Annotated in this window: 18 protein-coding genes; 9 read left to right on the top strand and 9 right to left on the bottom strand. The window is 72.0% G+C overall.

What is annotated here, in order from left to right:
• Positions 1–47 precede the first annotated feature (47 nt).
• Positions 48–1,706: an alpha/beta hydrolase gene (locus AQJ27_RS30290; protein WP_067375488.1), complete on the top strand. Its 1,659-nt coding sequence runs from the start codon at positions 48–50 to the stop codon at positions 1,704–1,706.
• Here the strand turns inward: AQJ27_RS30290 and hemQ are convergent, their stop codons facing one another.
• Both hemQ and hemG read right to left on the bottom strand, forming a co-directional pair.
• On the bottom strand, positions 1,707–2,438 hold the full coding sequence (gene hemQ / locus AQJ27_RS30285) for a hydrogen peroxide-dependent heme synthase (protein WP_067375486.1): 732 nt from the start codon (positions 2,436–2,438) through the stop codon (positions 1,707–1,709).
• Between the two features lie 4 nt (positions 2,439–2,442).
• Positions 2,443–3,903 carry a protoporphyrinogen oxidase gene (gene hemG, locus AQJ27_RS30280; protein ID WP_067375484.1) on the bottom strand — a complete coding sequence of 487 codons (1,461 nt, stop codon included), beginning with the start codon at positions 3,901–3,903 and terminating at the stop codon, positions 2,443–2,445.
• Between the two features lie 180 nt (positions 3,904–4,083).
• On the opposite strand from hemG, the gene AQJ27_RS30275 reads away from it, so the two are divergent.
• A complete protein-coding gene (locus tag AQJ27_RS30275) occupies positions 4,084–5,070 on the top strand; it encodes a DUF4349 domain-containing protein (protein WP_067375482.1) in 987 nt (328 codons plus the stop codon).
• 27 nt (positions 5,071–5,097) lie between these two features.
• Positions 5,098–6,486, top strand: coding sequence for an FAD-dependent oxidoreductase (locus AQJ27_RS30270; protein ID WP_067375480.1), 1,389 nt, complete (start codon positions 5,098–5,100; stop codon positions 6,484–6,486).
• A 91-nt stretch (positions 6,487–6,577) separates the two neighbouring features.
• Here the strand turns inward: AQJ27_RS30270 and AQJ27_RS30265 are convergent, their stop codons facing one another.
• Positions 6,578–6,913, bottom strand: a complete 336-nt coding sequence (locus AQJ27_RS30265; RefSeq protein WP_201264368.1) for a hypothetical protein — start codon at positions 6,911–6,913, stop codon at positions 6,578–6,580.
• Between the two features lie 124 nt (positions 6,914–7,037).
• Between AQJ27_RS30265 and AQJ27_RS30260 the strand changes: the two genes are divergently transcribed.
• Positions 7,038–7,856: a rhomboid family intramembrane serine protease gene (locus AQJ27_RS30260; RefSeq protein ID WP_067375476.1), complete on the top strand. Its 819-nt coding sequence runs from the start codon at positions 7,038–7,040 to the stop codon at positions 7,854–7,856.
• Positions 7,857–7,896: 40 nt separating this feature from the next.
• Here the strand turns inward: AQJ27_RS30260 and hemE are convergent, their stop codons facing one another.
• Entirely contained in the window at positions 7,897–8,967 is a 1,071-nt protein-coding gene (gene hemE / locus AQJ27_RS30255) for a uroporphyrinogen decarboxylase (RefSeq protein WP_067375474.1), read from the bottom strand.
• A 204-nt stretch (positions 8,968–9,171) separates the two neighbouring features.
• Between hemE and AQJ27_RS30250 the strand changes: the two genes are divergently transcribed.
• From AQJ27_RS30250 to AQJ27_RS30230, 5 genes are all read left to right on the top strand, one after another.
• Positions 9,172–9,798: a DUF3000 domain-containing protein gene (locus AQJ27_RS30250; protein WP_067375472.1), complete on the top strand. Its 627-nt coding sequence runs from the start codon at positions 9,172–9,174 to the stop codon at positions 9,796–9,798.
• A gap of 336 nt (positions 9,799–10,134) precedes the next feature.
• A complete protein-coding gene (locus tag AQJ27_RS30245) occupies positions 10,135–10,797 on the top strand; it encodes a response regulator transcription factor (protein WP_054234007.1) in 663 nt (220 codons plus the stop codon).
• Positions 10,798–10,919: 122 nt separating this feature from the next.
• Positions 10,920–12,197, top strand: a complete 1,278-nt coding sequence (locus AQJ27_RS30240; protein WP_067375470.1) for a ribonuclease D — start codon at positions 10,920–10,922, stop codon at positions 12,195–12,197.
• Positions 12,198–12,469: 272 nt separating this feature from the next.
• Positions 12,470–13,696: a thiolase family protein gene (locus AQJ27_RS30235; RefSeq protein WP_067375468.1), complete on the top strand. Its 1,227-nt coding sequence runs from the start codon at positions 12,470–12,472 to the stop codon at positions 13,694–13,696.
• On the top strand, positions 13,693–15,819 hold the full coding sequence (locus AQJ27_RS30230; RefSeq protein WP_067375466.1) for a 3-hydroxyacyl-CoA dehydrogenase NAD-binding domain-containing protein: 2,127 nt from the start codon (positions 13,693–13,695) through the stop codon (positions 15,817–15,819). The genes AQJ27_RS30235 and AQJ27_RS30230 overlap by 4 nt, the downstream gene beginning before the upstream one ends.
• Positions 15,820–16,208: 389 nt before the next feature.
• On the opposite strand, the gene AQJ27_RS30225 is transcribed toward AQJ27_RS30230, so the two are convergent.
• From AQJ27_RS30225 to AQJ27_RS30205, 5 genes are read right to left on the bottom strand one after another with little or no spacing between them, the layout of a single operon-like run.
• Positions 16,209–17,225, bottom strand: coding sequence for a PLL family lectin (locus AQJ27_RS30225; RefSeq protein WP_067375464.1), 1,017 nt, complete (start codon positions 17,223–17,225; stop codon positions 16,209–16,211).
• Between the two features lie 28 nt (positions 17,226–17,253).
• Complete coding sequence (locus AQJ27_RS30220; protein ID WP_067375462.1) at positions 17,254–19,215, bottom strand: PIG-L family deacetylase; 1,962 nt, start codon at positions 19,213–19,215, stop codon at positions 17,254–17,256.
• Positions 19,212–21,308, bottom strand: a complete 2,097-nt coding sequence (locus tag AQJ27_RS30215) for a glycosyltransferase family 4 protein (protein ID WP_067375460.1) — start codon at positions 21,306–21,308, stop codon at positions 19,212–19,214. Before AQJ27_RS30215 ends, AQJ27_RS30220 begins: the two co-directional genes overlap by 4 nt.
• Positions 21,305–23,068 carry a stealth family protein gene (locus AQJ27_RS30210; RefSeq protein ID WP_067375458.1) on the bottom strand — a complete coding sequence of 588 codons (1,764 nt, stop codon included), beginning with the start codon at positions 23,066–23,068 and terminating at the stop codon, positions 21,305–21,307. The genes AQJ27_RS30215 and AQJ27_RS30210 overlap by 4 nt, the downstream gene beginning before the upstream one ends.
• On the bottom strand, positions 23,065–24,678 hold the full coding sequence (locus AQJ27_RS30205; protein WP_067375456.1) for a sugar phosphotransferase: 1,614 nt from the start codon (positions 24,676–24,678) through the stop codon (positions 23,065–23,067). The genes AQJ27_RS30210 and AQJ27_RS30205 overlap by 4 nt, the downstream gene beginning before the upstream one ends.
• Positions 24,679–24,687 lie beyond the last annotated feature (9 nt).

Genomic DNA, 24,687 nt, shown 5'->3' with positions numbered 1-24,687 from the left:
AACCAAACATCCCTTTTGTCGCTGCCGTGCGCCGAAGGGGATACGCGATGAGAGCTGCCGTCCTGTACGGAACCACCGGGTCCTTGCTTCTGAGCGGCCTCGTCGCCGCCCCCGCGGGCGGTGCGGCGGCGTGGCCGGACCCCGCGGCCGCCCTCGAGGCGCGCGGCACCGTGGTCGCCGTCACCCGCGCCGCGACGGCCGGCGTCCACTGGGGCGCGTGCCCCAAGGCGGACCACTTCCCGGTCGAGATGCGCTGCGGCACGGTCACCGTGCCGCTGGACTACGCGCACCCTGACGGCAAGAAGATCAAACTGACCGTCAGCCGCTCCGGCGCCACCGGCAAGGACCTGCGCAACTCCAAGCACAAGGTGCCGCGTCAGGGCTCCCTCGTCTACAACCCGGGCGGCCCGGGCGCGTCCGGCATGTACTTCCCGATGATCGGCATCCTCCCCGAGTGGAAACGCATCGCGGCCGCGTACGACCTCGTGGGCTACTCCCCGCGCGGCGTGGACCGCTCGGCCCCGCTGTCCTGCGAGGACCCGAAGCACTTCCTGAAGGGGCCCGCACAGTCGCCGACGAACCCCTCGGAGACGTACAAGAAGGAGCGCATCGCGGAGGCGCGGGCGTACGCCCGCGGCTGCCTCAAGCGCTCCGGGCAGGGCATCCGGCACTACACCTCGCTCAACAACGCCCGCGACCTCGATGTGCTGCGCGCCGCGCTGGGCGAGCGGAAACTGACGTTCATGGGGGCCTCGTACGGCACGTACTTCGGCGCCCTGTACGCGACGCTCTTCCCCTCGCACGTACGCCGGATGGTGTTCGACTCGGCGGTCAACCCCGACCCCCGGCAGATCTGGTACCGGAACAACCTCGACCAGTCGGCCGCGTTCGAGGCCCGTTGGACGGACTTCCGCGCGTGGATCGCCAAGCACGACAAGGAGTACGCGCTCGGCACCACGCCCCAAGCGGTGCTGCGCAACTACGAGAAGGCGCGGGCACGGCTCGCCACGGCGCCCGCGGGCGGCAAGGTGGGGCCGCGTCAGTTGCAGGGCGCGTTCCTGGAGGCGGGGTACTTCGACGACTACTGGCCAAAGCGCGCCCTGGCGCTGTCCGCCTATCTGAAGGGCGACCCGAAGCCGCTGATCCAGCAGGCCGGGCCGCATCCGGAGGCGTCGGCCGAGGCGGAGAACGGCAACGCGGTGTACACGGCCGTGGAGTGCAACGACGCGTCCTGGCCGACGGACTGGCGTACCTGGGACCGGGACAACACGCGGCTCGCGCGCGTGGCGCCGTTCGAGACCTGGGACAACGTGTGGATGAACCTGCCGTGCGCGTACTGGCCGGTGCCGCGGCAGAAGCCCCTCGATGTCCGGACGCTGCCCGGGGCGCTGGCGCCGGTCCTGATCCTGGCGGCCGAGCGGGACGCGGCGACGCCCTACGAGGGGGCGGTGGAGCTCCAGCGGCGGCTGTCGGGCTCGGTCCTGGTGACCGAGAACGGCGCCGGGACGCACGGGATCGCGGGCGGGCCCAACCAGTGCGTCAACGGCTACCTGGAGGCGTACCTCCTGGAGGGCCGCCTCCCGGAGCGGCGCGCGGCGTGCGCCCCGCACGCGGAGCCGGAGCCGGCGGCGCCGGGCGGTGACAAGACCACCCGGCACGACGCACAGGCCCGTGAGGACGCGAAGACGACCCGTCAGGCTCCCTGATCAGGCGAGCCCGGCGACCAGCTCGGCCACGGACTTACGGCGGCCCGTGTAGAACGGGACCTCCTCGCGGACGTGCATGCGGGCCTCGGAGGCGCGCAGGTGGCGCATGAGGTCGACGATGCGGTACAGCTCGTCGGCCTCGAACGCGAGCATCCACTCGTAGTCGCCGAGGGAGAACGAGGCGACCGTGTTGGCGCGCACGTCCGGGTAACCGCGGGCCATCTTGCCGTGGTCGGCGAGCATGCGGCGGCGGTCCTCGTCAGGCAGCAGGTACCAGTCGTAGGAACGCACGAAGGGGTAGACGCTCACATAGTTGCGCGGCGTCTCGTCGGCGAGGAACGCCGGGATGTGCGAGCGGTTGAACTCGGCGGGGCGGTGCAGTGCCATGTTCGACCAGACCGGCTCCAGGGCGCGGCCCAGCTTGGTGCGGCGGAAGAGGTTGTACGCCTCCTGGAGCTGGTCGCTGGTCTCGGCGTGCCACCAGATCATCAGGTCGGCGTCGGCGCGCAGCCCCGACACGTCGTACGTGCCGCGGACGGTGACGTCCTTCGCGGCGAGCTGGTCGAAGAGCTCCTGGACCTCGTCGGCGAAGCCGGCGCGGTCCTCGGGCAGCACGTCCTTCAGCTTGAACACGGACCACAGGGTGTAGCGGATGACCTCGTTGAGGTCCTTGGCCAGCTTGCCCTTGTTCGGGACCCTGCCGGACTCGGTGGTGGGGGCGTCGTCACTCATGAGGCTATTCTCCCGCTCCGCCGTGCAGGCTCTGCACCGGGTTCGCCCTGAGCGCGTCCAGTCCGGCGCGGTCGCCGCCGAGCTGGTCCACGGCGGCGTACGCGCTCGCGACGCACGCGGGGATGCCGACCCCGTCGTACGCCGCGCCGCAGACGGCGAGCCCCGGGAGCTTGGCCACGTGCTCGCGGACGCGGGCCACACGCGTGTGGTGCCCGACCGGGTACTGCGGCAGGCCGTCGTCCCACCGGGTCACCCGGGTCGCCACGGGCTCGGCGGCCAGGCCGGTGGCCTCGCGCAGGTCGTGCCGGGAGACGTCCACGAGGTCGGCGTCGTCGCGGCCCAGCACCTCCGTCTCGCCGTACCGCCCGACGGAGGTGCGCAGGACGAGCAGGTCGGGGTTCTCCTCGGCGATCCAGCCCCACTTCCGGGAGGCGAAGGTGGATGCCTTGATGGTGTGGCCGTCCACCGGCGGCACCAGGAAGCCGCTCCCTTCGGGGAGGGTGATGTCCGCGCGCCGGTAGGCGAGCGTCACCAGCGCCATGGAGGCGTACTCGACACCGGCCAGCTCGGTGGCCGCCGCGGGCGCCTCGGCCCTCAGCAGGGCGGCGGCCGCGCCCGCGGGCACCGCGACGACGACTCCGTCCGCGTGCAGGACGCGTCCCCCGGCCACGACCCGCCAGCCGCCGTCCTCGGCGCGGCGCAGCTCCGTCACCGGGGCGCCGGTGAGGATCTCGCCGCCCCGCGCGCGCACCGACCGCGCGACGGCGAGCGGGAGTTGGCCCACTCCGCCCTCGATGCCCATGAACACCGGCCCGGTCTGCTGGGCCGCGGCCGCCTTCGCCTGGATCTCGCGGACCGCCTCGGTCAGGGAGGCGTGGGTGCGGACGGCGGCGAACAGCTGGGGGACGGCCATCCGCATCGAGATGCGGTACGCGTCGCCCGCGTAGACACCGCCCAGGAGGGGCTCGACCAGGCGGTCGACGACCTCGCGGCCGAGGCGTGCCGCCACGTACTCCCCCACCGCCACGTCGTCGCCGACTTCCGTGCGGGGCAGCTCGGCGTCGCGCTCGATGCGGGCCAGGCCCTCGTCGGAGAGGACTCCAGAGAGGGCGGCGGCCGTGCCGGGCACGCCCATGACGTGGCCCTTGGGCATGGGGCGCAGCGCGCCGCGCGTCCACAGGGAGGCGGTCGCGGTGGCGGGCGGCTGGAGGCGGTCGGCGAGGCCCACCTCGCGGGCGAGCGCGACGGCTTCCGGGCGGCGGGCGAGCATCGACTCGGCGCCGAGGTCGACCCGCGCTCCCGCGATCTCGCCGGGCAGCAGCTTGCCGCCGACGCGGTCCGACGCCTCCAGGACGGTCACCCGCGCGCCGCGGTCCAGCAGGCGGTGGGCGGCGGCCAGACCGGCGATGCCGCCCCCGATGACGACGACCTGTCCCGTACCCGTACGACTGTCCTGTGCGCGCATGACTCCACCTTCTCAGACCCCGCTGACAGGACCGCCGGGACCCGGATCCGCCGTCCCGTGTGGCGGTGTCCTGCGCGAGTCCCGACCGTGACCGCATCGCGATCGGATCCGACAAACGTCGCACCCGGCCCCGGCGTCGAAGGAAGGTCAGCAGTCGCCAGCCACGGGGGGTACGCCCACATGAACAAACGACGTTCCGCACGAACCGGCCCGGTTCTCGCCGGGATGGTCCTCGCCGCCGCGCTCGCGGTGACGGGCTGCGGCGCCGCCGGCGGTGACTCCGCCTCCAGCGCCGACAAGGCGGCCACGCCGGGCGCCGAGAACGCCCGCTCGGACGCGGCGGGCAGCGTCGCCTCGGGCGCGGGCGGCGCGAAGTCCACCAACCCGTCCAAGGCCACCGGCACGTCCGTGCCGGCCGGCAGCCACATCATCCGCACCGCCTCGCTGACCCTTCAGGTCAAGGATGTGCCCAAGGCGCTGGACTCCGCCCGCACCGCGGCCGTCGACGCGGGCGGCTACGTCGGCAACGAGACGACCACCCGGGACGGCGGGGGCCGCGAGCGCACCCGAGCCGTACTGCGTGTGCCCACCGACCACTACGACGCGGTGCTCTCCTCCCTGGAGGGCACCGGGAAGGTCGTCGAGCGGACGGCGAAGGCGGAGGACGTCACCGATCAGGTCGTCGACGTGGAGAGCCGCGTCAAGTCGCAGCGCGTCAGCGTGGCCCGGGTCCGCGAGCTGATGGACCGGGCCACCAAGCTCAGCGATGTGGTCGCCCTGGAAGGCGAGTTGAGCACCCGTGAGTCGGACCTCGACGCCCTGCTCGCCCAGCAGGCGTCCCTGAAGGACCGCACCAGCCTGGCCACCATCACGCTCTCCCTCTCCGAGACCCCGCCGAAGGAAGCCGCGAAGAAGTCCGACACGCCGGGCTTCGTGGACGCGCTGACGGGCGGCTGGGACGCGTTCGTCACGATGCTGCGCTGGATCGCCGTGGTGTTCGGCGTAGTGCTCCCGTTCCTGCTGAGCGCCGGGCTCCTCCTGGCGCTGTGGCTGCGGCTCGCCCGCACGGGGCGGCCGCGCCGGCCCGGGACCCAAGCGGCTCCCGCGAGCGCGGGTTCGCTGCCGGTGGCGCCGCCGGTGCGCGAAGAGGGTGGCGACGAGGACTGAAATGCCCGGTCCCCGTAGCGTGTTCGCATGAGCATGAGCCGTACGGAGCGACTGGTCGTGATCGGAGGTGACGCGGCGGGCATGTCCGCCGCGTCACAGGCACGCCGGATGCGCGGGCCCGACGAGCTGGAGATCGTGGCGTTCGAACGCGGTCACTTCAGCTCCTACTCGGCCTGCGGCATCCCGTACTGGGTGGGCGGCGACGTCCCCGAGCGGAACCGGCTGATCGCCCGAAGCCCGGCGGAGCACCGGGAGCGCGCGATCGACCTGCGGATGCGCACCGAGGTCACGGAGATCGATGTCGCCGGGGCCCGCGTCCGCTCGCTCGACCTCGAGACCGGGGCCGAGGAGTGGACCTCGTACGACAAACTCGTGATCGCGACCGGCGCCCGTCCGATCCGCCCCGACCTGCCGGGCGTCGACGCTCCGGGCGTGCACGGCGTGCAGACCCTGGACGACGGTCAGGCCCTCCTGGACACGCTGGCGACGACCGAGGGCCGTCGCGCGGTGGTCGTCGGCGCGGGCTACATCGGCGTGGAGATGGCCGAGGCGCTCATCAACCGCGGGTACGAGGTGACGGTCGTCAACCGCGGCAAGGAGCCGATGTCCACCCTCGACCCCGACATGGGCCGCCTGGTGCACACGGCCATGGAGAACCTCGGCGTCACCATGGTCAACGACGCCGAGATCACCAAGCTCCTCACCGGGGACGCGGGCCGGGTCCGCGCGGTGGCCACCGAGGACACGGAGTACCCGGCGGACGTGGTCGTGCTCGGCATCGGCGTACGCCCCGAGACCACGCTCGCACGGGCCGCGGGACTCCCCCTCGGCGACCACGGCGGGCTGCTCACCGACCTGGCGATGCGGGTGCGCGGACACGAGAACATCTGGGCCGGCGGCGACTGCGTCGAGGTGCTCGAGCTGATCTCGGGACGCGAACGGCACATCGCGCTGGGCACGCACGCCAACAAGCACGGCCAGGTCATCGGCTCCAACGTGGGCGGCGGGTACGCGACCTTCCCCGGTGTCGTCGGCACGGCCGTGAGCAAGGTCTGCGATCTGGAGATCGCCCGCACCGGGCTGCGCGAGAAGGACGCGCACCGGGCGGGCCTGCGGTTCGAGGCCGTCACCATCGAGTCGACCAGCCGCGCGGGCTACTACCCGGACGCGGACCTCATGACGGTGAAGATGCTCGCCGAGCGCCGCACGGGGCGGCTGCTCGGCGTGCAGATCGTCGGCGGGGAAGGCGCGGCGAAGCGGGTCGACATCGCCGCGGTGGCGCTGACCGCGGGCATGACGGTGGAACAGATGACATACCTGGACCTGGGCTACGCGCCCCCGTTCTCACCGGTGTGGGACCCCATCCTGGTGGCGGCACGCAAGGCGGTGACGGCGGTACGGCGAAGCGCCCCGTAGGGGCGCGGGGCTGTGACATATGCGGCTCCGCCGCGTGGGCGCGACCAGCCACAACGGATCCGCAGCCAACACACGACCGACCGCTGCGCTCCTACGCGGACTCGTGCCCCGAGTTCCCATTGATGCGGTCTATCGCCTGCCGCGCCTGCTCGGCCGGCGGCCGTGCCGGCAACGAGGACACCGACGCCGAGGAGGTCACGGCCGCCGGCTGAGCCACCGGCGGCTTGGCGTGGGCGGCCGATCGCGCGGAGCGCAGTCGGTGGCTGACGGCCTCGTCGAGGGTCACCGGCCGCTGCATCCGCGCCGCGAGCCGTCCGGCCTCCTGGCCGAGCGCGGCGACGTCCTCCCAGGGGAGGTGCAGCACCAGGGCGATTTCCGCCTCGCCGTCGGGCAGGGCATGCATCGGAGGAGTAACTCGGTCGTTCATCGCCTGTGTCCTCACGTCTCTCGTGTCGCGTCTTCGTCGCGGCGCGGGCGGTTGAGGAGACATACGGACGCGGGGGCGGGGACGTTCACGGATTCACCCGGCGTATCCCGGGCACTAGTTCCTCGTGGTCATCCCCGTCCATGACGTGAACCCGGTGCGCCGCACGCCCTATGTGACGTATGCGCTGATCGCCGCCAATGTTCTGGTGTTCCTCTACACGCCCGGCCTCGCGGGATCGGTGGCGGGTGACAGCGGGCTCTCCCAGCTGTGCCATCTGCACGCGTTCCTGGAGCACTACGCCGCGGTGCCACAGGAGTTGGTCCACCACCAACTGCCCCGCCTGGTCCCGACCGGCGACGTCGGCGTCGGGGCCGGGGGCCCCGGGTGCCTGGTGGGGCCGCCGACGTACGACAAGTCGCCGCCGCTCTCGGTCCTCACCGCGATGTTCCTGCACGGCAGCTGGCTGCACCTGCTCGGCAACATGCTCTTCCTGCTGATCTTCGGCAACAACATCGAGGACCGCCTCGGACATGTGCGGTTCACGGTGTTCTACGTGGCGTGCGGTTACGCGGCCGCGTACGGCTTCGCGTACCTCAACGCCGACTCGAGCGACCCGCTGATCGGCGCCTCCGGAGCGATCGCCGGAGTCCTCGGCGCCTATCTGGTGCTCTATCCGAGGGCTCGGGTCTGGGTGCTCGTCCCGTTCCTGGTCTTCCTGCCGCTGCGACTGCCCGCGTGGCTGGTGCTGGGCTTCTGGTTCGCGTTGCAGGCGGTGTACTCGTCCGGCGGCGGCGTCTCCACCGCCGGAACCGTGGCGTACGAGGCCCACGTGGTCGGCTTCCTCGTGGGGATGCTGCTGGCCTGGCCGCTGCGCCCGGGCACCCCGCCACCGCCGGAACCGCGCAGCCTGCTGTTCGGCAGACAGGCGCGGCACAGCTGGTGAGGCGGGCGGCGTCGAGGCGTGTGTCGTCCCCCGTAGGAGGTCAGCGCGCGGTCTGCTGGTGGACGTACTCCACGAGGCGGGTCAGCGCGTCCGGGTCGATGCTCGGCATGACGCCGTGGCCGAGGTTGAAGACATGGCCCTCCAGACCGGCGGCGGCGTCCAGCACCTCGCGGGTCTTGGCTTCCACGGCCTCGGTGGTGGAGAAGAGGACGGCGGGGTCGAGGTTGCCCTGGAGCGCCTTGCCGGGGCCGACACGGCGCGCGGCCTCGTCGAGCGGGACGCGCCAGTCGACGCCGACGACGTCCGCGCCCGCCTCGCCCATGAGGCCGAGCAGTTCGCCGGTGCCGACGCCGAAGTGGATGCGCGGCACGCCGTACCCGGCCACGGACTCGAAGACCTTGGCGGACGCGGGCATCACCGAGCGCCGGTAGTCGGCGGGCGCCAGGGCGCCGACCCAGGAGTCGAAGAGCTGGACGGCGCTCGCGCCCGCCTCGATCTGTACCTTCAGGAAGGCGGAGGTGATCTCGGCGAGACGGTCGAGCAGGTCGGCCCACAGCTGCGGGTCGCCGTACATGAGCGCCTTGGTGTGCTCGTGGTTCTTGGACGGACCGCCCTCCACGAGGTAACTCGCGAGGGTGAAAGGCGCGCCCGCGAAACCGATGAGCGGGGTCTCGCCGAGCTCGGCCGTCAGGAGCCCGATCGCCTCGGTGACGTACCAGACGTCCTCGGGGGTCAGATCACGGAGCTGGGCCAGGTCGGCGCGGGTGCGGATCGGGTTCGCGACGACCGGGCCGACGCCCGGCTTGATGTCGAGGTCGATGCCGATAGCCTTCAGCGGGACGACGATGTCGCTGAAGTAGATCGCCGCGTCCACGTTGTGCCGGCGCACCGGCTGGAGGGTGATCTCGGCGACCAGCTCGGGCCGCATGCAGGACTCCAGCATGGGGATGCCCTCGCGCACCTTGAGGTACTCGGGCAGTGAGCGACCGGCCTGCCGCATGAACCACACCGGCGTGTGCGGCACGGGCTCGCGCCTGCATGCCTTCAGGAAGGCGGACTCGTACGTGGCTGTCGGCGGCTGGCCCGTGGCGGGGCGGTCATTGGCACTCACGACGGAAAGTCTCGCACGCCCCACCGACCCGCAAGTGCCGGGCTCCGGCGCCCGGAGCGGTCCGCTCCCGCCTGCGCTTTCGCGCGGCACGATCCGGACAGTGGTCCGGCGCACGGGTGTCTCTCCCTGCGCGCGGGCTCCGTTCCCCTTAATCTTCCCCGCATGGCTGCGGCTCAGGGACGACTGTCGGACGGCGCTGGCGAAATGGACGATGCCAAGGAGGGGGACCGGGATGCGAGGGAGACGGCTCCGCCGCCCTTCCGGGCTGCCGTCGACGCACTGAGGGCCGCGCGGCTGCGGCCCGAGATCGAGATCGACCCGACGCGCCCGCCACAGCGCCTGGCCCCCTACGCGTACGCGCTGGAGGCCGCGGTCGTCGCCGACGACGAGGACCTGGCGGACGGCCGGCTCATCCTGTTGCACGACCCGGCGGGGCACGACGCCTGGCAGGGCACCTTCCGGCTGGTGACGCTGGTCCGCGCGGAGCTGGAACCGGAGATGGCGGCCGACCCGCTGCTCCCCGACGTCTCCTGGTCGTGGCTGACCGGCGCGTTGCAGGCCCGCGGTCTGTCGTACGGCGAACCGAGCGGCACCGTCACCCGGGCGAGCTCGCACTACTTCGGGGGGCTGTCCGAGCGCCCCGCCGCGTCCCAGATCGAGATCCGGGCCTCCTGGACGCCTCGCGAGGGCTTGGGCGGCGTACCGGACACGGCCGCGCACCTCGCCGCCTGGTGCGATCTGCTCTGCCAGATCGCGGGCCTGCCCCCGGCGGGGCCGGGCGACGGCTCGGTGGTGACCCTCCCGCAGCGCCGGGGGCCGCAGTCCCGCTGAACGCCCTTCTTTCGTCTCTCCGTCTTCCGGGGCGCCCGTGTCATGTCGAACGGGCGCCCTTTTCGACCTCGCGGAACGCCGCGCCCTTTGCCGAGTTCCTTGCCGAGGTTTTGTCGATACGGCCACTTTCAGCCGTGTCGCGACACGGAACGACTCGGTTCGATCTTCGGATGATCGATCGCGTGTCCGAATTGCACGGATTGTTACTCACCAAATCGTGATCATTCTCTAAAGGCGGACGGGTTTGATGCCGAAGACGTCTGTGACCTTGAAAGCACGGTTCGCCCCGGCTTCATCCCCACAGCCGGTCCCCGTCCCGCACCCCCAGGAGGCCTGGTGTCCGTTCTCCTCGAGCAGCCCGCAAGCCTGGTCGCCTACCGCCCGAACAAGCCGACCGCCATGGTGGTCGTGGCCGACCCACGGGTCCGATCCACCGTCACCCGCCACCTCTGGGCGCTCGGAGTGCGCGACGTCATCGAGGCGTCGTCCGTCGCGGAGGCCCGTCCCCGAATCGGCAACCCGCGCGACATCTGTGTCGCCGACGTCCACCTGCCCGACGGCAGCGGGCTCACCCTGCTGTCCGAGACCCGAGCCGCGGGCTGGCCCAACGGCCTCGCCCTCTCCGCCGCCGACGACATCGGCGCCGTGCGCAACGCCCTCGCGGGCGGCGTCAAGGGCTATGTCGTCACCGGCACCCGCACGAACGTCGGGCTCCCCACCCGACCCGGTGTCGCGCCCATCGGCTCGGCCGCCGCCCGTATGCACCGCCGCCCCCCGGGTGCCCCGAGCCACCCGGGCGGCTACCGCGAGCTCTCCGGCCGAGAGGTCGAGGTGCTCCGGCTCGTCGCCGAGGGCCAGTCGAACAAGGCCATCGGCGTCTCCATGGGCCTGTCCGCGCTGACCGTCAAGAGCCACCTCGCCCGCATCGCCCGCAAGCTCGGCACGGGCGACCGTGCCGGGATGGTGGCGGTCGCCCTGCGGACGGGGATCATCCACTGAAACGGGGTATACCCCCCACCGGACCGGAACTTTCACCGACCTGACTGGTTTACGACCCTCCTGCGCCCGTCGACGGAACGTTCCGTCGGCGGGCGCAGTCCATACACAGATACCCTTGACAGGTGACCGACGCCCAAGAGACCGCAGAAGACAGCTCACTGCGAACCACCGGAGGCGGCCCTCCGGACGACGTCGAATCGGCGCCGATCCCTTTGCTTGAGCCCCGAGAGGGCATTCCGCCCGTCGTCGCCGACGAGACCTCGCTCGCCGAGGTGATCGCGGCCTTCGCCGCCGGCTCCGGCCCCGTGGCCGTGGACGCCGAACGCGCGTCCGGGTACCGATACGGCCAGCGCGCCTATCTGGTGCAGCTGCGCCGTGAGGGCGCCGGCACCGCACTGATCGACCCCGTCGCCTGTCCCGACCTCTCCGGGCTCGGCGAGGCCATCTCCGGCGTCGAGTGGGTGCTGCACGCCGCCACCCAGGACCTGCCGTGTCTGCGGGAGATAGGCATGGTGCCGACGCGGCTCTTCGACACCGAGCTGGCCGGACGCCTGGCCGGGTTCCCCCGAGTGGGCCTGGGCGCGATGGTCGAGAGCGTGCTCGGCTTCGTACTGGAGAAGGGGCACTCCGCGGTCGACTGGTCCACGCGCCCGCTCCCGGAGCCGTGGCTGCGCTACGCCGCGCTCGACGTGGAACTGCTCGTCGACCTGCGCGACGCCCTGGAGAAGGAGCTCGACCGGCAGGGCAAGCTGGACTGGGCCCGACAGGAGTTCGACGCGATCGCGCAGGCCGAGCCCGCGCCGCCGCGCAAGGACCCCTGGCGCCGTACGTCCGGGATGCACAAGGTGCGCCGCCGTCGGCAGATGGCGGTCGTGCAGGAGCTGTGGGAGACCCGCGACCGGATCGCCCAGCGCCGGGACATCTCGCCGGGCAAGGTCCTGGGGGACGGGGCCATCGTGGAGGCCGCGCTCTCCCTTCCGGCCAACGTGCACGCGCTTGCCGCGCTGAACGGGTTCGGGCACCGGATGGGGCGGCGCCAGCTGGAGCAGTGGCAGGCCGCCGTGGACCGCGCGAAGGCAGTGCCGGACGCCGAGCTGCCGCAGCCGGGGCAGCCCGTCACCGGGCCTCCGCCGCCGCGCGCCTGGGCCGACAAGGACCCGGCCGCCGCCGCCCGGCTCTCCGCGGCGCGGGCCGCCGTGTCGGCGCTGGCCGAGCAGCTCAACATGCCGCAGGAGAACCTGATCACTCCGGACACGGTGCGGCGGGTGTGCTGGGAGCCGCCGGCCGGTGCCGACGCCGAGTCCGTTTCGGCCGCGCTCGCCGGGTACGGGGCTCGGGCCTGGCAGGTGGAGTTGGTCACACCGGTATTGGTGGAGGCACTGGCGGTGAAGGGGGCCTAGTGCCTAGTCGCCGTACGTGGTTCTGTCGTACGGCGACTGCGGGTTGTTCTGGGTTGCTCGCGCAGGTCCCCGCGCCCCTTTCGGGGCCCTTGAAGCGAAAGATCGACGTCGAGATCACGCCAAGATCCTCGGACGGCTTTCGTGTGACGTTCACCGCTCCCGCCGTCGGGGGTGGGCAGGGTGGTTACTCGCAAGTAGCATGACGGGGTGAGCGCGCGCTCAGTCGCGTGCGACGCGCAGCAGTGCCATCCCGCATCTGGAGGAGAGCCATCGTGCCTCGTACCGTCAGGGACGTCGTCTTCGTCGACGGCGTCCGCACCCCGTTCGGCAAGGCGGGCCCGAAGGGCATCTACCACGAGACCCGCGCCGACGACCTCGTCGTGAAGGCCATCCGGGAGCTGCTGCGCCGCAACCCGGGCCTCGACCCGAAGAAGATCGACGAGGTCGCCATCGCCGCGACCACGCAGATCGGTGACCAGGGTCTGACCCTGGGGCGGACCGCGGGCATCCTCGCCGGGCTGCCGCAGTCGGTTCCCGGCTACTCCATCGACCGTATGTGCGCGGGCGCGCTGACCGCCGTCACCACGACCGCGGGCTCCATCGCCTTCGGTGCGTACGACGCCGTCATCGCCGGTGGTGTCGAGCACATGGGCCGCCACCCGATGGGCGAGGGCGTGGACCCGAACCCGCGGTTCGTCAGCGAGAAGCTGGTCGACGAGTCCGCCCTGTTCATGGGCATGACCGCCGAGAACCTGCACGACCGCTACCCCACGATCACCAAGCAGCGCGCCGACGAGTACGCCGTGCGCTCGCAGGAGAAGGCCGCCAAGGCGTACGCCAACGGCAAGATCCAGCAGGACCTGGTGCCGATCTCGGTGCGCAACACCAACGCGCAGGCCGGTGAGACCGGCTGGGGCCTGGTCACCGCCGACGAGCCGATGCGCCCGGGCACCACGCTGGAGAACCTGGCCGGCCTGAAGACCCCGTTCCGCGTCCACGGCCGGGTCACCGCCGGTAACGCCGCCGGTCTGAACGACGGTGCGACCGCGTCGATCCTCGCCTCCGAGGACTTCGCCCGCGAGAACGGCCTGCCGGTCAAGATGCGCCTGGTCTCGTACGCCTTCGCGGGCGTCGAGCCGGAGGTCATGGGCTACGGCCCGATCCCGGCCACCGAGAAGGCTCTCGCCCAGGCCGGCCTGTCGATCGAGGACATCAACCTCTTCGAGATCAACGAGGCCTTCGCCGTCCAGGTGCTCGCCTTCCTGGAGCACTACGGCATCGCCGACGACGACGCGCGCGTCAACCAGTACGGCGGCGCGATCGCCTACGGCCACCCCCTCGCCTCCTCCGGCGTACGTCTGATGACGCAGCTGGCCCGCCAGTTCGAGGAGCAGCCGGAGGTCCGTTACGGCCTCACCACCATGTGCGTCGGCTTCGGCATGGGCGCCACGGTGATCTGGGAGAACCCGCACCACAAGGACGCCGGAGGCAACAAGTGAGCACCGCTGAACTCCTGAAGGGTGCGGCCGAGCTGTTCCCCGACGAGGTCGTGACGTCCGCGCACGTACGCCACCTCGACCTGCCGTTCGGTGCCGGGCGCTTCGCGCTCATCACCCTTGACAACGGCTTCGACCACACCAAGCCGACCACCTTCGGCCCGGCCTCGCTGGCGAACCTCAGCGCCGCGATCGACCAGGTCGAGAAGGAGGCCGCGGCCGGCGAGATCGTCGGTATCGGCGTCACCGGCAAGCCGTTCATCTTCGCGGTCGGCGCGGACCTGAAGGGCGTCGAGCTCCTCAAGAACCACGACGACGCGCTCGCCATCGGCAAGGGCGGCCACGAGGTCTTCAAGCGCCTCGCGGCGCTGGCCGTCCCGACCTTCGCGTACTACAACGGCGCGGCGATGGGCGGCGGCGTCGAGGTCGGTCTGCACTGCCAGTACCGCACGGTGTCGAAGGCCATCGCGGCCTTCTCCCTGCCCGAGGTCTTCCTCGGTCTGGTCCCGGGCTGGGGCGGCTGCACGCTGCTCCCGAACCTGATCGGCGCCGACAAGGCCGTCTCGGTCATCATCGAGAACTCGCTCAACCAGAACAAGCAGCTCAAGGGCAAGCAGGTCTTCGACCTCGGCATCGCCGACGCCCTCTTCGAAGGCGCCGACTTCCTGGAGCAGTCGCTGATCTGGACCGCGTCCGTCCTCAAGGGCGACATCGCGGTCGAGCGTCCCGAGATCGACCGCGGCGACGCCTGGGACCAGGCCGTCGCCAAGGGCCGGTTCATCGCCGACGGCAAGGTGCACGGGGCGGCTCCGGCCGCGTACCGCGCCCTCGACATCATCGAGGCGGCCAAGGACGGCGACCTGCAGAAGGGCTACGACGCCGAGGACATCGCCCTCGCCGACCTGATCATGGGCGGCGAACTGCGTTCCGGCATCTACGCCTTCAACCTGGTCCAGAAGCGTGGCAAGCGCCCCGCGGGCGCGCCGGACAAGAGCCTGGCCCGTCCGGTCACCAAGGTGGGCGTCGTGGGCGCGGGCCTGATGGCCTCGCAGCTCGCCCTGCTCTTCCTGCGCCGCCTCGAAGTACCGGTCGTCCTCACGGACATCGACCAGGAGCGCGTCGACAAGGGTGTGGGCTACGTCCACGCCGAGATCGACAAGCTGCTGGCGAAGTCCCGCATCAACCAGGACAAGGCCAACCGCCTCAAGGCGCTGGTGACCGGTGTCCTGGACAAGGCCGAGGGCTTCTCCGACGCCGACTTCATCATCGAGGCCGTCTTCGAGGAGATCGGCGTCAAGCAGCAGGTGTTCGCGGAGGTCGAGGCGGTCGCCCCGGCGCACGCGATCCTCGCCACCAACACCTCCTCCCTCTCGGTGACGGAGATGGCGTCGAAGCTCAAGAACCCCGAGCGGGTCGTGGGCTTCCACTTCTTCAACCCGGTCGCGATCCTGCCGCTGCTGGAGATCGTGCGGGGCGAGCAGACGGACGACGCCTCGCTGGCCACGGCGTTCGCCGTCGCCAAGAAGCTGAAGAAGACCGCGGTGCTGGTGAAGGACGCCCCGGCGTTCGTCGTCAACCGCATCCTCACCCGCTTCATGGGCGAGATCCAGAACGTCATCGACGAGGGCACGCCGGTCGAGGTCGCGGAGAAGGCGGTGGAGCCGCTGGGTCTGCCGATGTCTCCGCTGGTCCTGCTCGAACTGGTCGGCCCCGCGATCGGTCTGCACGTCTCGGAGACCCTCAACCGGGCCTTCCCCGACCGCTTCACGGTCTCCCCGAACCTCGCGGCCGTCGTCAAGGCGGGCAAGCGCGGCTTCTACGTGTACGACTCCGGGAAGCCGGAGCTGGACCCCGAGGTCGCCGCGCTCCTGAAGCAGGGCGACGTGGTCCTCACCGAGGAGCAGGTGCGTGCCCGTGTCCTGGACGCGGTCGCCCAGGAGATCGGTCTGATGCTCGACGAGGGTGTCGTCGCCGAGGCCCAGGACATCGACCTCTGCCTGATCACCGGTGCCGGCTGGCCCTTCCACCTGGGCGGGATCACTCCGTACCTGGACCGTGAGGGCGTCTCCGAGCGAGTGACCGGCAAGCGGTTCCTCGAGGTCGGGGTGGCCTCCGTCCCCGCGTAGCCGCTCCGCTCTGTCTCAGGGTGCCCTGTATGCCGACGCGGCGTACAGGGCACCCGCCGTTTCCCTCGCCCCCGCCGCCCCTACCCGTCCCATCCCCCAGGGGCTCCGCCCCTTCGACCCCGATCGCCTGAAGGGCTCGTCCTCAAACGCCGGACAGGCTGAAGATGCGCGCCAGCGCCCTAAAGGGGCGCGGGGAACTGCGCGACAAGCCCCCACCGTCCCGCAGCCAAACGAAAACGGCCGGCCGGGGAATCGGGGCGCAGCCCCGCCCAGGGGCGCGGGGAACTGCGCGACCAGCCCCCACCGTCCCGCAGCCGAACGAAAACGGCCGGGCGGGGAATCGGGGCGCAGCCCCGCCCAGCCGCAGCCGAAGAACACACCCCCGGTTGTCACACCGGGTGCCACGCCTCCAGGGCCAAGCCCGGTTCGTCCTTGCGTCGGGTGAGGAGGAGTTCCTCGCTGCCAGGGGCCACGGTCGCCGCCACCACACGCCCGTCCTCGTCCTCGGCAAGAGACACCTCGGCCCCGACGGGCAGCGAGGGACCCGACTCGGTCCACCACGCCCCCGCCGCCTCCTGCTCGGTGGGATACGCGGCGAAGACGATCCGACCACTCGCCGACCGCTGCGCGAGCAACGTGCAGTCGTGGCCGTCGAGTTCACAGCGGATCGCCGAGACGGGGCCGGGACCGGCCGACGCGAGCACGGCGACCGACTTGGTGCCCGGGCGCCACGCGCACACGTCACCCGCCTCGTCGGTGAAGAAGAGGGTGGTGGAGGAGGCGGAGGTGGCGAGGGCGCGGAGGGTTCCGGGACGTACGGATGTCTCCAGGGACTCCTGGAGCACCGGGTGCTTGCCCGGCTCCTCCTGGCGCCAGTGGGCGATCCCGTCCGACACGGCCGCGTACAGCTCGACCAGCCCTGACTCCCCCGTCACGGCCGCCAGATCCTCCCGTACGTCACTGCCCTTGAGGTCGCGCCAGGGATCCCAGCCGCCCTTCTCCTTCTGGGCGACCATGCTGACCCCGCCGCCCTTGTTGCGCACGAAGACGTGGGCGCGCCCCTGCCCGTCGACCGCGACGGCCGGCGTACCGGTGCGGTCACCCGTCTTGTTGGGGTGCCCGATCGAGTGCCAGTCGAGCGCGGCGAGCCGCGGCCGGAAGTGCGTGGTGTGGACGAGCCCGGACTCGCCGGGCACGGTGGGGCGCCAGGAGACGAGATGGGCGTAGCCGTCGGCGCCCTGGCCGACGGCGAGGACGGGGTGCAGGCGCTGCTCGCCGCCGATGGTGCGCGGTGGGTCCCAGGGGCCGCCGGGGCCGCGCTCCGCCCGGCAGTGGACGGCGGTGCCCGACAGCAGGTACACACTGAGCCTGCCGTCGCGACCGCGTCTGAGCCATTCGCCGTTCACCGGATCACTTTAATCCGGGGCCCACTCGTCATCGCCAGGGGCCCAGGGGGCTGCCCGCGGCCGGTGACAGCTGGCGGCGGACGTGCAGGAGCCCGTCGGTGCCGATGACCGCCACAACGACGGCGCCCGCGGCGTCGCGTGCCATCGCGGGGGCGTGGGTGAACATGTCGCCGGACTCGCGCCAGTGGCTGCCGGAGACGTCCTTGTCGCGGTCGGGCAGCGACACGACGGGGCGGCCACGGCTGCCCCGGTGGGCCAGGAACGCCTCCCGGGCGCCGCGTTCGGGTGCCCACAGCGCGGCCACGGCTCCCGTACCGCCGTGGCCGCCGAGCCCTGCGCCGGATCCGGGCCAGCGGCCGTCGGCGTGTTGCCGGTAGGCCATGACCTGCTGGGTGCCGGCCTCCCGGTAGTAGAGGCAGGTGCGGCCCGCACCCGAGTCGACGGCGGTGATGCCACCGGTCGCGGGGCGGCCGGTCTTGAGGGTGTCGTCGAGGGTGAAGGGGCCGCCGGGTTCGGGCTGGTACCAGCGCCATACGGTGTTCTTGCCGGGGACGTACAGCTCCACCGTGCCGTTCTCGGTGGTCAGGGCCGTGCCCGCGTCCTGGACGAAGGAGCCGCCGAGGTTCTCCCAGGGGGCCCAGGCGCCCGTGGTGTCGCGGCGGCGCAGGCTGATGCCCTGGGCGAAGTCGCGCACGAACACGTGGAGTCGGCCCATGCCGTCGACGGCGGCCGACGGCACGCCCACCTCGCGCTGGCGGCGGCCGTCGCCGTGGGACCAGTCCGGGTTCTCCAGGGTCCGCCAGCCGCTGAAGCCGTTGCCGTCGGGGTCCTGCACGGTGTGGACGACATCGACGGTGACCCCGCTGCCGACCACCGACTGGCGGCGCAGGCCGACGAGTTCGGCGGGGCCGCCGGGTACTCCGGTGACGGCGAGGGTGGGGGCGAGCCAGCCGTCACCGAGGACGAAGGGGCCCTTCCACTCGCCGCTCGCGGGGGCGGTCTCCGTCCAGAAGGCGAGCCGTCCGGCGAGCACCCCGAAGGCGTTCAGCCGGCCGTCGGGGCCAAGGCGCAGCCAGTCGGTCGTGGGCGAGTAGCGGTAGGCGGCGCTTCTCATGTGTGTGCTGCGGAAGGGGTTCGGCCCCAGCTGCCGGTCGCCGCACCGCTCGCAGGTGCCGTGCGGGCAGGCCTGCGGGGCGTCGAGGCCCGCGTAGGTGGCGAGGTACTCGGCCTTCTCCGAGACCGCCGCCGAGTCGAGGTTGTAGCCCCAGAAGCGGTTGGCGTAGGCGCGGTAGTGCTCGACGACCGGGGTGTGGCCCGCCTCGCGGTGCCGGGTGAGGGCGGCGAGCGCGAAGTGCGCGGTGGCGGTGTGGTCGACGTGGTCGGAGCAGACGTACTCCTCCTTGCCGCCGTCGTGCTCGGGGTCGGGGTCCATGGTCCGTACGACGGTGGGGCGGACGTGGGCCAGCAGCGCGGTCAGCGCGCCGACGACCTGTTCCCGGGTGACGTGCTGCACCTCGCCGACCGTGCAGCCACGCACCGGCAGCGTGGCCTGGGTGCGCAGGGCGCCCTCCCACAGCTCGTGGATCCGGGTGCGGCCGCGGTCGGTGGGCGCGCCCTGGTGGAGCTGGAGGAAGTACAGGCACACGCCGTCCCGGTCGGCGAGCGTGAACCGCTCGGCGGCGAACCCGGGGACGAGGTCCACGGGTTCGCGCCGCCAGCGGCTGTCGCGGTCGCCGGTCGCCATCCGGGCGTACGCGGAGCGCAGTCCGCAGCCGCGCTCGGTGCTGTAGCCGGTGAAGTCAGGTGGCAGTGCGGCGCGTTCGGGGTCGTTGGTGTCGGCGTTGATCCCGTCGCCCTCGCCGGCGGTGAGGACGACCGTGGTGACGAGGTCGCCGTCCTGCAGGGATCTGACGAGGTCGGGGTTCATGAAGTACAGGTCGTCGTCCTGGTGGGCGACGATGTGCAGGAGGGAGCGAGTCGTCTGGTTCATCGGTCCACCACATTCATGGCCATGGCTCCGGAGGCGGAGCAGTAGGGCCGTACCCACACCGGGCGTGCCGGGTGGACGACGGCGTACGGGGAGGGCTCGTCGCCCGCGAGCGGGACGGACGGATAGGCGTAGGCGCCCTTGACGTCGGGGAAGTCCTCGAGGAGGTGGCAGACGCGGACCTTGCGGCGGTCGGCGGGGTTCGGCTGGAGCCACCAGTCCCAGTCCTCCCAGCGCGCGAGGCGCAGGTCCACGATCCGCCGGACGGGGACCTCGGCACGGAACCCCTGACGGCCCAGGATCTCGACGGGAACGGTGAGGTTCCTCTCGTAGCGGCCCCGGCGGCTGACCACGAAGAGGGCGCCCGGCTCGACCCGGCGCTCCCCGCACAGGACGCCCGCAAGGCTGATGCCGGTGTCGGTCACCTCGACCGAGGTGCACTCGGCGTGTTCCTGGCGCAGCACGGTGCGCAGCATCAGCCGGCCGTTGGGTTGGGCGTAGGGGAGGTTCCAGCCGACGGAGCGGATCGTCGGGCGGGCCATGAGGCGGGCGCGGGCGTCGATGAGCGCCCGGGTGTCGCGCAGGCCGGCCTTCATGTGCACGGCGGGCGACTTCGGGCTGCGCATGGTCACCTGCCAGCGTCCGTCGCCGAGTTCGTCGAGGGCGGACGGGGTGAGGGCGGCCGTGTAGCGGGTGCCGCCGTTGTCGAGGGTTCTGCGGACGGTGCGCAGCGGCAGGTCGGGGCGGCGGTCGTCGTCGGAGGGTTTGTGGCGCAGCACGAACTGCCAGCGCTGCCGCCCCTCGCCGGGGCCGTCGGCGGCGAACCGCAGCCAGCCCGCGTCGTCCGCGGTGACGTCCACGGTGGCCGCGCCGAGGGAGACCGGGGGCACGGTGACCTGGGCGGTGGCGGCCTCCTTGGGGCCCGCCGGTGCGCGGTAGCCGCGGACGGCGGCGGCGCGGCGGCGGGCGGCGTCCTCGAAGAGGTCGACGTAGCGGGCGGCGACGGCGGCGGGGTCGTAGCGGGCGGCGTTGCGCAGTGCGGCGGCGCCCATGTCGCGGCGGAGTGTCTCGTCGGCCATGAGGCGGCGCAGGCCCTGGGCGATCGCCTCCGCGTCGCCGTTCGGGACGAGGAAGCCGTCCTCGCCGTCGCGGAGGATCTCCCGGGGGCCCACCGGGCAGTCGGTGGAGACGACGGGCAGGCCGCAGCGCATGGCCTCGACGAGGGTCATGCCGAAGGATTCGGCGCTGGAGGTGACCGCCGCGATCGACCCCTTGGCCCACTCGGACTCGATCGGTGAGAAGCCGCCCATCAGCAGGGCGCGGCCGGCGAGGCCCAGTTCCCGTACCAGGGTGCGCAGTGTGCCCGCCTCACCGCCGTCGCCGTAGATGCGCAGCTGCCAGTCGGGGAACTCCTCGGCGAGCATGCCGAAGGCGCGGATGAGGAGGTCGTAGCGCTTGATGTGGTGCATGCGGCCGGCGCTGACGACGACCTTGTGCGCGCAGTCGGAGGGCGGTACGGCGGGCTGCGGGACGCTGTTGGGGATGCCCACCACGGGGATGCCGGGGATGGGGGTGTTCTCCAGGAACGACCGGGCGTCGGCCTCCGTGACGGTGGTGACGGCGTCCAGGCGCGGGTAGACGCGCGACATCTCGGCGCGTACGGCGGGCGGGATGGCCAGGTGGGTCATGTGCTCCTGGGCCACGCGCAGCGCGCCGTCGCGGGTGTGGGCCGCGACGAAGAGGTTGAGGCTGGGGCGGGTGCCGACGACGACGTCGGCGTCCGTCTTCTGCAGGTCGCGGATGATGCGCCCGTCGGTGAACCTGCTGTACTGCGCGTAGAACTCCTCCTGGCGCGGCACCACTTCGCTCGGTTCGTCGCTGCCGGCGGCGCCGCGGTCGGTGGAGCCGGGGCGCAGGTCGACGAGGGCGCGCACGGTGATCCGCGGCGAGATCTCGAACTTGGTGGTGGTCGAACGCCGGAAGACGGAGACGATCTCCACGTCGTGGCGGACGGCGAGCGCCTCGGCGAGGTTGATGACCGTGCGGTTGGTGCCCCCGATGCCGTAGATGTTGTTGATGAGGAAAGAGATCTTCACCGGATCTCGGGTTCCTTCCGCTCGAAGGGGCTGGGCACGGGGTAGTACGCGTCGAGGAATCGTCTGAGCATGGCTGTCTGGCGTTCGGTGTCCTGGCCGTCGGAGAGGGTGTCGTTGATGCAGAACGCCTGCCGGTCGCGGCGGGCCAGCAGGATGCCCAGGCGCCGCTGGATCTCGGGTTTCGCCAGGTCGAGGTAGGCGAAGCCGATGGTCGAGGGCACCGCCCGGCCGGTGAAGTAGGCGTAGTAGTGGTAGAGCGAGGACGGGATGGAGATGTCGGTGGCGCTGCGGAAGCGGCTGAGCGAGGTCTGCCGGTGGGCGCCGGCGAACTCGCGCTCGATCTCCTGAAGGACGCTGCGTCGCAGGGCGTAGGGCGCGTGCCGCAGCTTCTGGACGATGGCCGAGCCGAAGTTGTCCAGGATGAGGCGCCGGTTGTTCTTGCCCGCGGCGTCGACGGGGCGGTCGCCCTGGGTGAGGTCCCAGCGGGGCACCTGGGACGGCGAGAAGAACGTACGGGTCATGCCGTTGGAGAGGAAGAAGTCCTGGGGGGTGACGGGGCAGCCCAGGAACATGTCGTCGTTGAAGTAGAGGAAGTGCTCGGACAGGCCCTTGATGTGATGCAGCCGGCTCTCGATGGCGTGCGAGTTGAAGGTGGGCAGCGCGCTGGGGTCGTCGAAGATCTCGGAGTGGTCGACGACGGTGACGCGCGGGTGGCGGTCGTTGAGCCAGGCCGGGCGCTGACGGTCCGTCACCACGTAGACATGGCGCACCCAGGGGGCGTTCTGCTCCAGCGCGCGCAGCGAGTAGCGCAGTTCGTCGCGGCTGATGTAGCGGGCCGCGTTCGCGGACTCGGTGTGATAGCCGCCGTGTCCGAACGCGGCGCGCCGCTGCTGCCAGGCGGGGTCGTTGCCGTCCACCCAGGTGTAGACGACGTCGATCGGGAAGCGCACGTCCTCGGGGAGCGCGTCGGCGCAGGGCCGGATGGTGCGCACCGAGCGGGTGCGGCGGGTGTGCAGGGCGGCGAAGCCGGTGAGCCGGCTGACCGGGATGGTGACCCGGGGCTCGTCGGGGGCGACGTCCTCGGTGACCCGGTTGGGGCGGGGGGCCATCAGACGCCCTTCGCTCGGCTGCCAGAACTCGATGTCGCAGCCGTACTCCAGGCCGAGGACGAGGGAACCCTTCGGGTCGCTCCACACCATGCCGACGCGCAGCACCCGCGAGGCGTGGGTGACGTGCCGGCCGCGCCGGGAGCCGCACAGCGCCGTACGGCCCGTCGCCTTGTCGCCGTGGCAGGCGCTCACGTAGACGGGTCCGGTGCGCGCGGAGCGGTCCAGGGCTCCCCGGACCCGGTCGCGGTCGGCCTCGGCGACGGCCAGGCTGGAGCGGAAGTCGGAGTTGCCGCGGATCGCGAAGTAGTCGACGCCCGCCTCCTCCAGCAGGGTCGCCACCAGTTCGAGGTTGGCCTCGCGCAACCCGAGCGGCGACACCGTGGGGCGTACGAGGGCGATCTGCGCGCCCCGTCCGGGGAGCACCGCGAGCCGCTCGCCCTCGCCGAACAGGTGCGGCCAGCGGCGGCGGGCCCGCAGGCCGCGGAAGAACCTGGCCCCCAGGGTGAGGGACTGCAGACGGCGCAGCAGCTGCTTGAGGGCCATGCGCAGCCGCATCGGCACGCGCCGTGCGATCCGGCGTCTGAGGCCGGTGGGGACCAGAGTGCGGTACACCCCGACCGCGGCGGATGCCTCGGGATTGCCAGTGCTCACGAATGCGTGTCCGGGTCTTCGGGTTCCCCGTGCTCGAAGGCGGAGGCGACGGGGAAGTAGCGGCGGAGGAAGTCGTGGACGGCGTCGGTGCCGCCCCGGCGGTGTGCCTCTTCGGAGCCCAGGCCGAAGAGGTGGATCTGCTGGGTGTCCCGGCGGACGAGGAGTCGCTCCAGACGGTTCTCGATCCCGGGCAGGGCGGCGTGCAGCAGCACGGACGCCTCGCCGGAGGGGTCGGCGAGACCTTCGACGTACCCGAAGTGGTGGACGAGCCCGTCCATGGGGTGGGTGCCGGGTACGGCTGGCAGCCGCTGTCCGTCGGCGGGTTCGGGCGGGGTGGTGCCGGCCGCCGCGAGCCGGGCGAGGGTGTCGCGGCGGTAGGGCTGGGGGCCCGCGGTGTAGCCGTGCGCGGTGACGCGGCCGGTGGCCGTGTAGGCGGCGCGGGTCCACGGGGCGAAGGACTCCTCGGCGTTCCAGGGGCCGCGCCGGGGGCGGGTCGCGCCGTGCGGGCTGAAGTAGTCGAAGGGGCGGACCGGGCGGCCGATCAGGGCACCGGGGCGCAGCAGCAGGAAGTGGTCGGCGAGGTCGGGCAGTTGGTGCAGGGCCCGTTCGGCGCCCGGCGCCGCGCGGACGATGTCGAGCCGGTCGTCGGCGCGCAGCCAGCCCGGCACCGGCGCCTCGGCGAGCACGTGGACGACGTCGACCCAGGGCGCGTACTGGTGCAGCGAGCGCAGTGCGGCGCGCAGCAGTTCCTCGCCCCAGGGGGTGGCGTCCTGCCACAGGAGGACGGCGTCGACGGGGAAGGTGATCTCTTCCAGCCGGGGGATGTCGAAGTTCTCGAGCGTGATCGTCGGGTCCATGTCGCCGTCGATGTCGCAGTACCCGGAGAGCCGGTCGAGTCCGATCTCGATGCCGAGCGCGTCGCTCGGGACGGTGCGCTGGACCCGGTTGGGGCGCGGTCCGACCAGCCGTTCCTGGGGCAGGTCGGTGTTGACGGTCCAGAACTCGATCTCGATGCCCTGGTCCTCACCGACCCACAGGTTCTCGGTGGGCTCGGTGCGCAGCCAGGTCAGGCGGATCACCTTGGCTTTGCCGAAGTGCTTCCAGGCCTTCAGATGGCTGGCCGGGACGGTCTCGGTGTCGCTCTTCGCGGGGGACACCGACACGACGTATCCGGTGTGCTCCTCCATCAGCGCGCGCAGGGCACGGCGTACGGCGCCCTTGTCCCGCTGCTCCACGGCCAGGCAGATCCGGCGGTCGTCGAGCGCGGGCACCGCGAACCACGGGATGTCGGCGGCGTCCAGCGCGAAGGTGACCAGGTCGTGGTCGAGACGGCGGGCGAGGTCGATCGTCAGGCCGGTGTGGATGTGGCCCACCCGCCCGTCGGGGGCGGTGATCCGGCGCTCGGAGTGCCCGAACTCCGCCTTGCGCACCCGGCGCAGGGCGCGGCGGTGCAGCCGTGCCTCGCGGCGGCCGAGGGTCCGGGCGAGCCCGCGCTTGACCTTGCGGCGGACCCGCAGGGGGACGGTGCCGGCCGCGGCGGAGCGCAGCGGCTGGGGAACGAGTCGCTTGTAGACGTGGGCCGCGGAGCTCATCGACGTCGGGTCGGACACGTCATGAAC

The sequence above is a fragment of the Streptomyces olivochromogenes genome (genome assembly GCF_001514115.1).
Taxonomy (GTDB): Bacteria; Actinomycetota; Actinomycetes; order Streptomycetales; family Streptomycetaceae; genus Streptomyces; species Streptomyces olivochromogenes.
The sequence above is the reverse complement of the archived record's forward strand: the minus strand, read 5'-3'. Positions and strand labels throughout refer to the sequence as shown.

Bases quoted from the DNA above. Each gene is read 5' to 3' on its own strand.
- AQJ27_RS30290 (WP_067375488.1), top strand. From the start codon at position 48: ATGAGAGCTGCCGTCCTGTACGGAACCACCGGGTCCTTGCTTCTGAGC.
- hemQ (WP_067375486.1), bottom strand. From the start codon at position 2,438: ATGAGTGACGACGCCCCCACCACCGAGTCCGGCAGGGTCCCGAACAAG.
- hemG (WP_067375484.1), bottom strand. From the start codon at position 3,903: ATGCGCGCACAGGACAGTCGTACGGGTACGGGACAGGTCGTCGTCATC.
- AQJ27_RS30275 (WP_067375482.1), top strand. From the start codon at position 4,084: ATGAACAAACGACGTTCCGCACGAACCGGCCCGGTTCTCGCCGGGATG.
- AQJ27_RS30270 (WP_067375480.1), top strand. From the start codon at position 5,098: ATGAGCATGAGCCGTACGGAGCGACTGGTCGTGATCGGAGGTGACGCG.
- AQJ27_RS30265 (WP_201264368.1), bottom strand. From the start codon at position 6,913: ATGAACGACCGAGTTACTCCTCCGATGCATGCCCTGCCCGACGGCGAG.
- AQJ27_RS30250 (WP_067375472.1), top strand. From the start codon at position 9,172: ATGGACGATGCCAAGGAGGGGGACCGGGATGCGAGGGAGACGGCTCCG.
- AQJ27_RS30220 (WP_067375462.1), bottom strand. From the start codon at position 19,215: ATGAACCAGACGACTCGCTCCCTCCTGCACATCGTCGCCCACCAGGAC.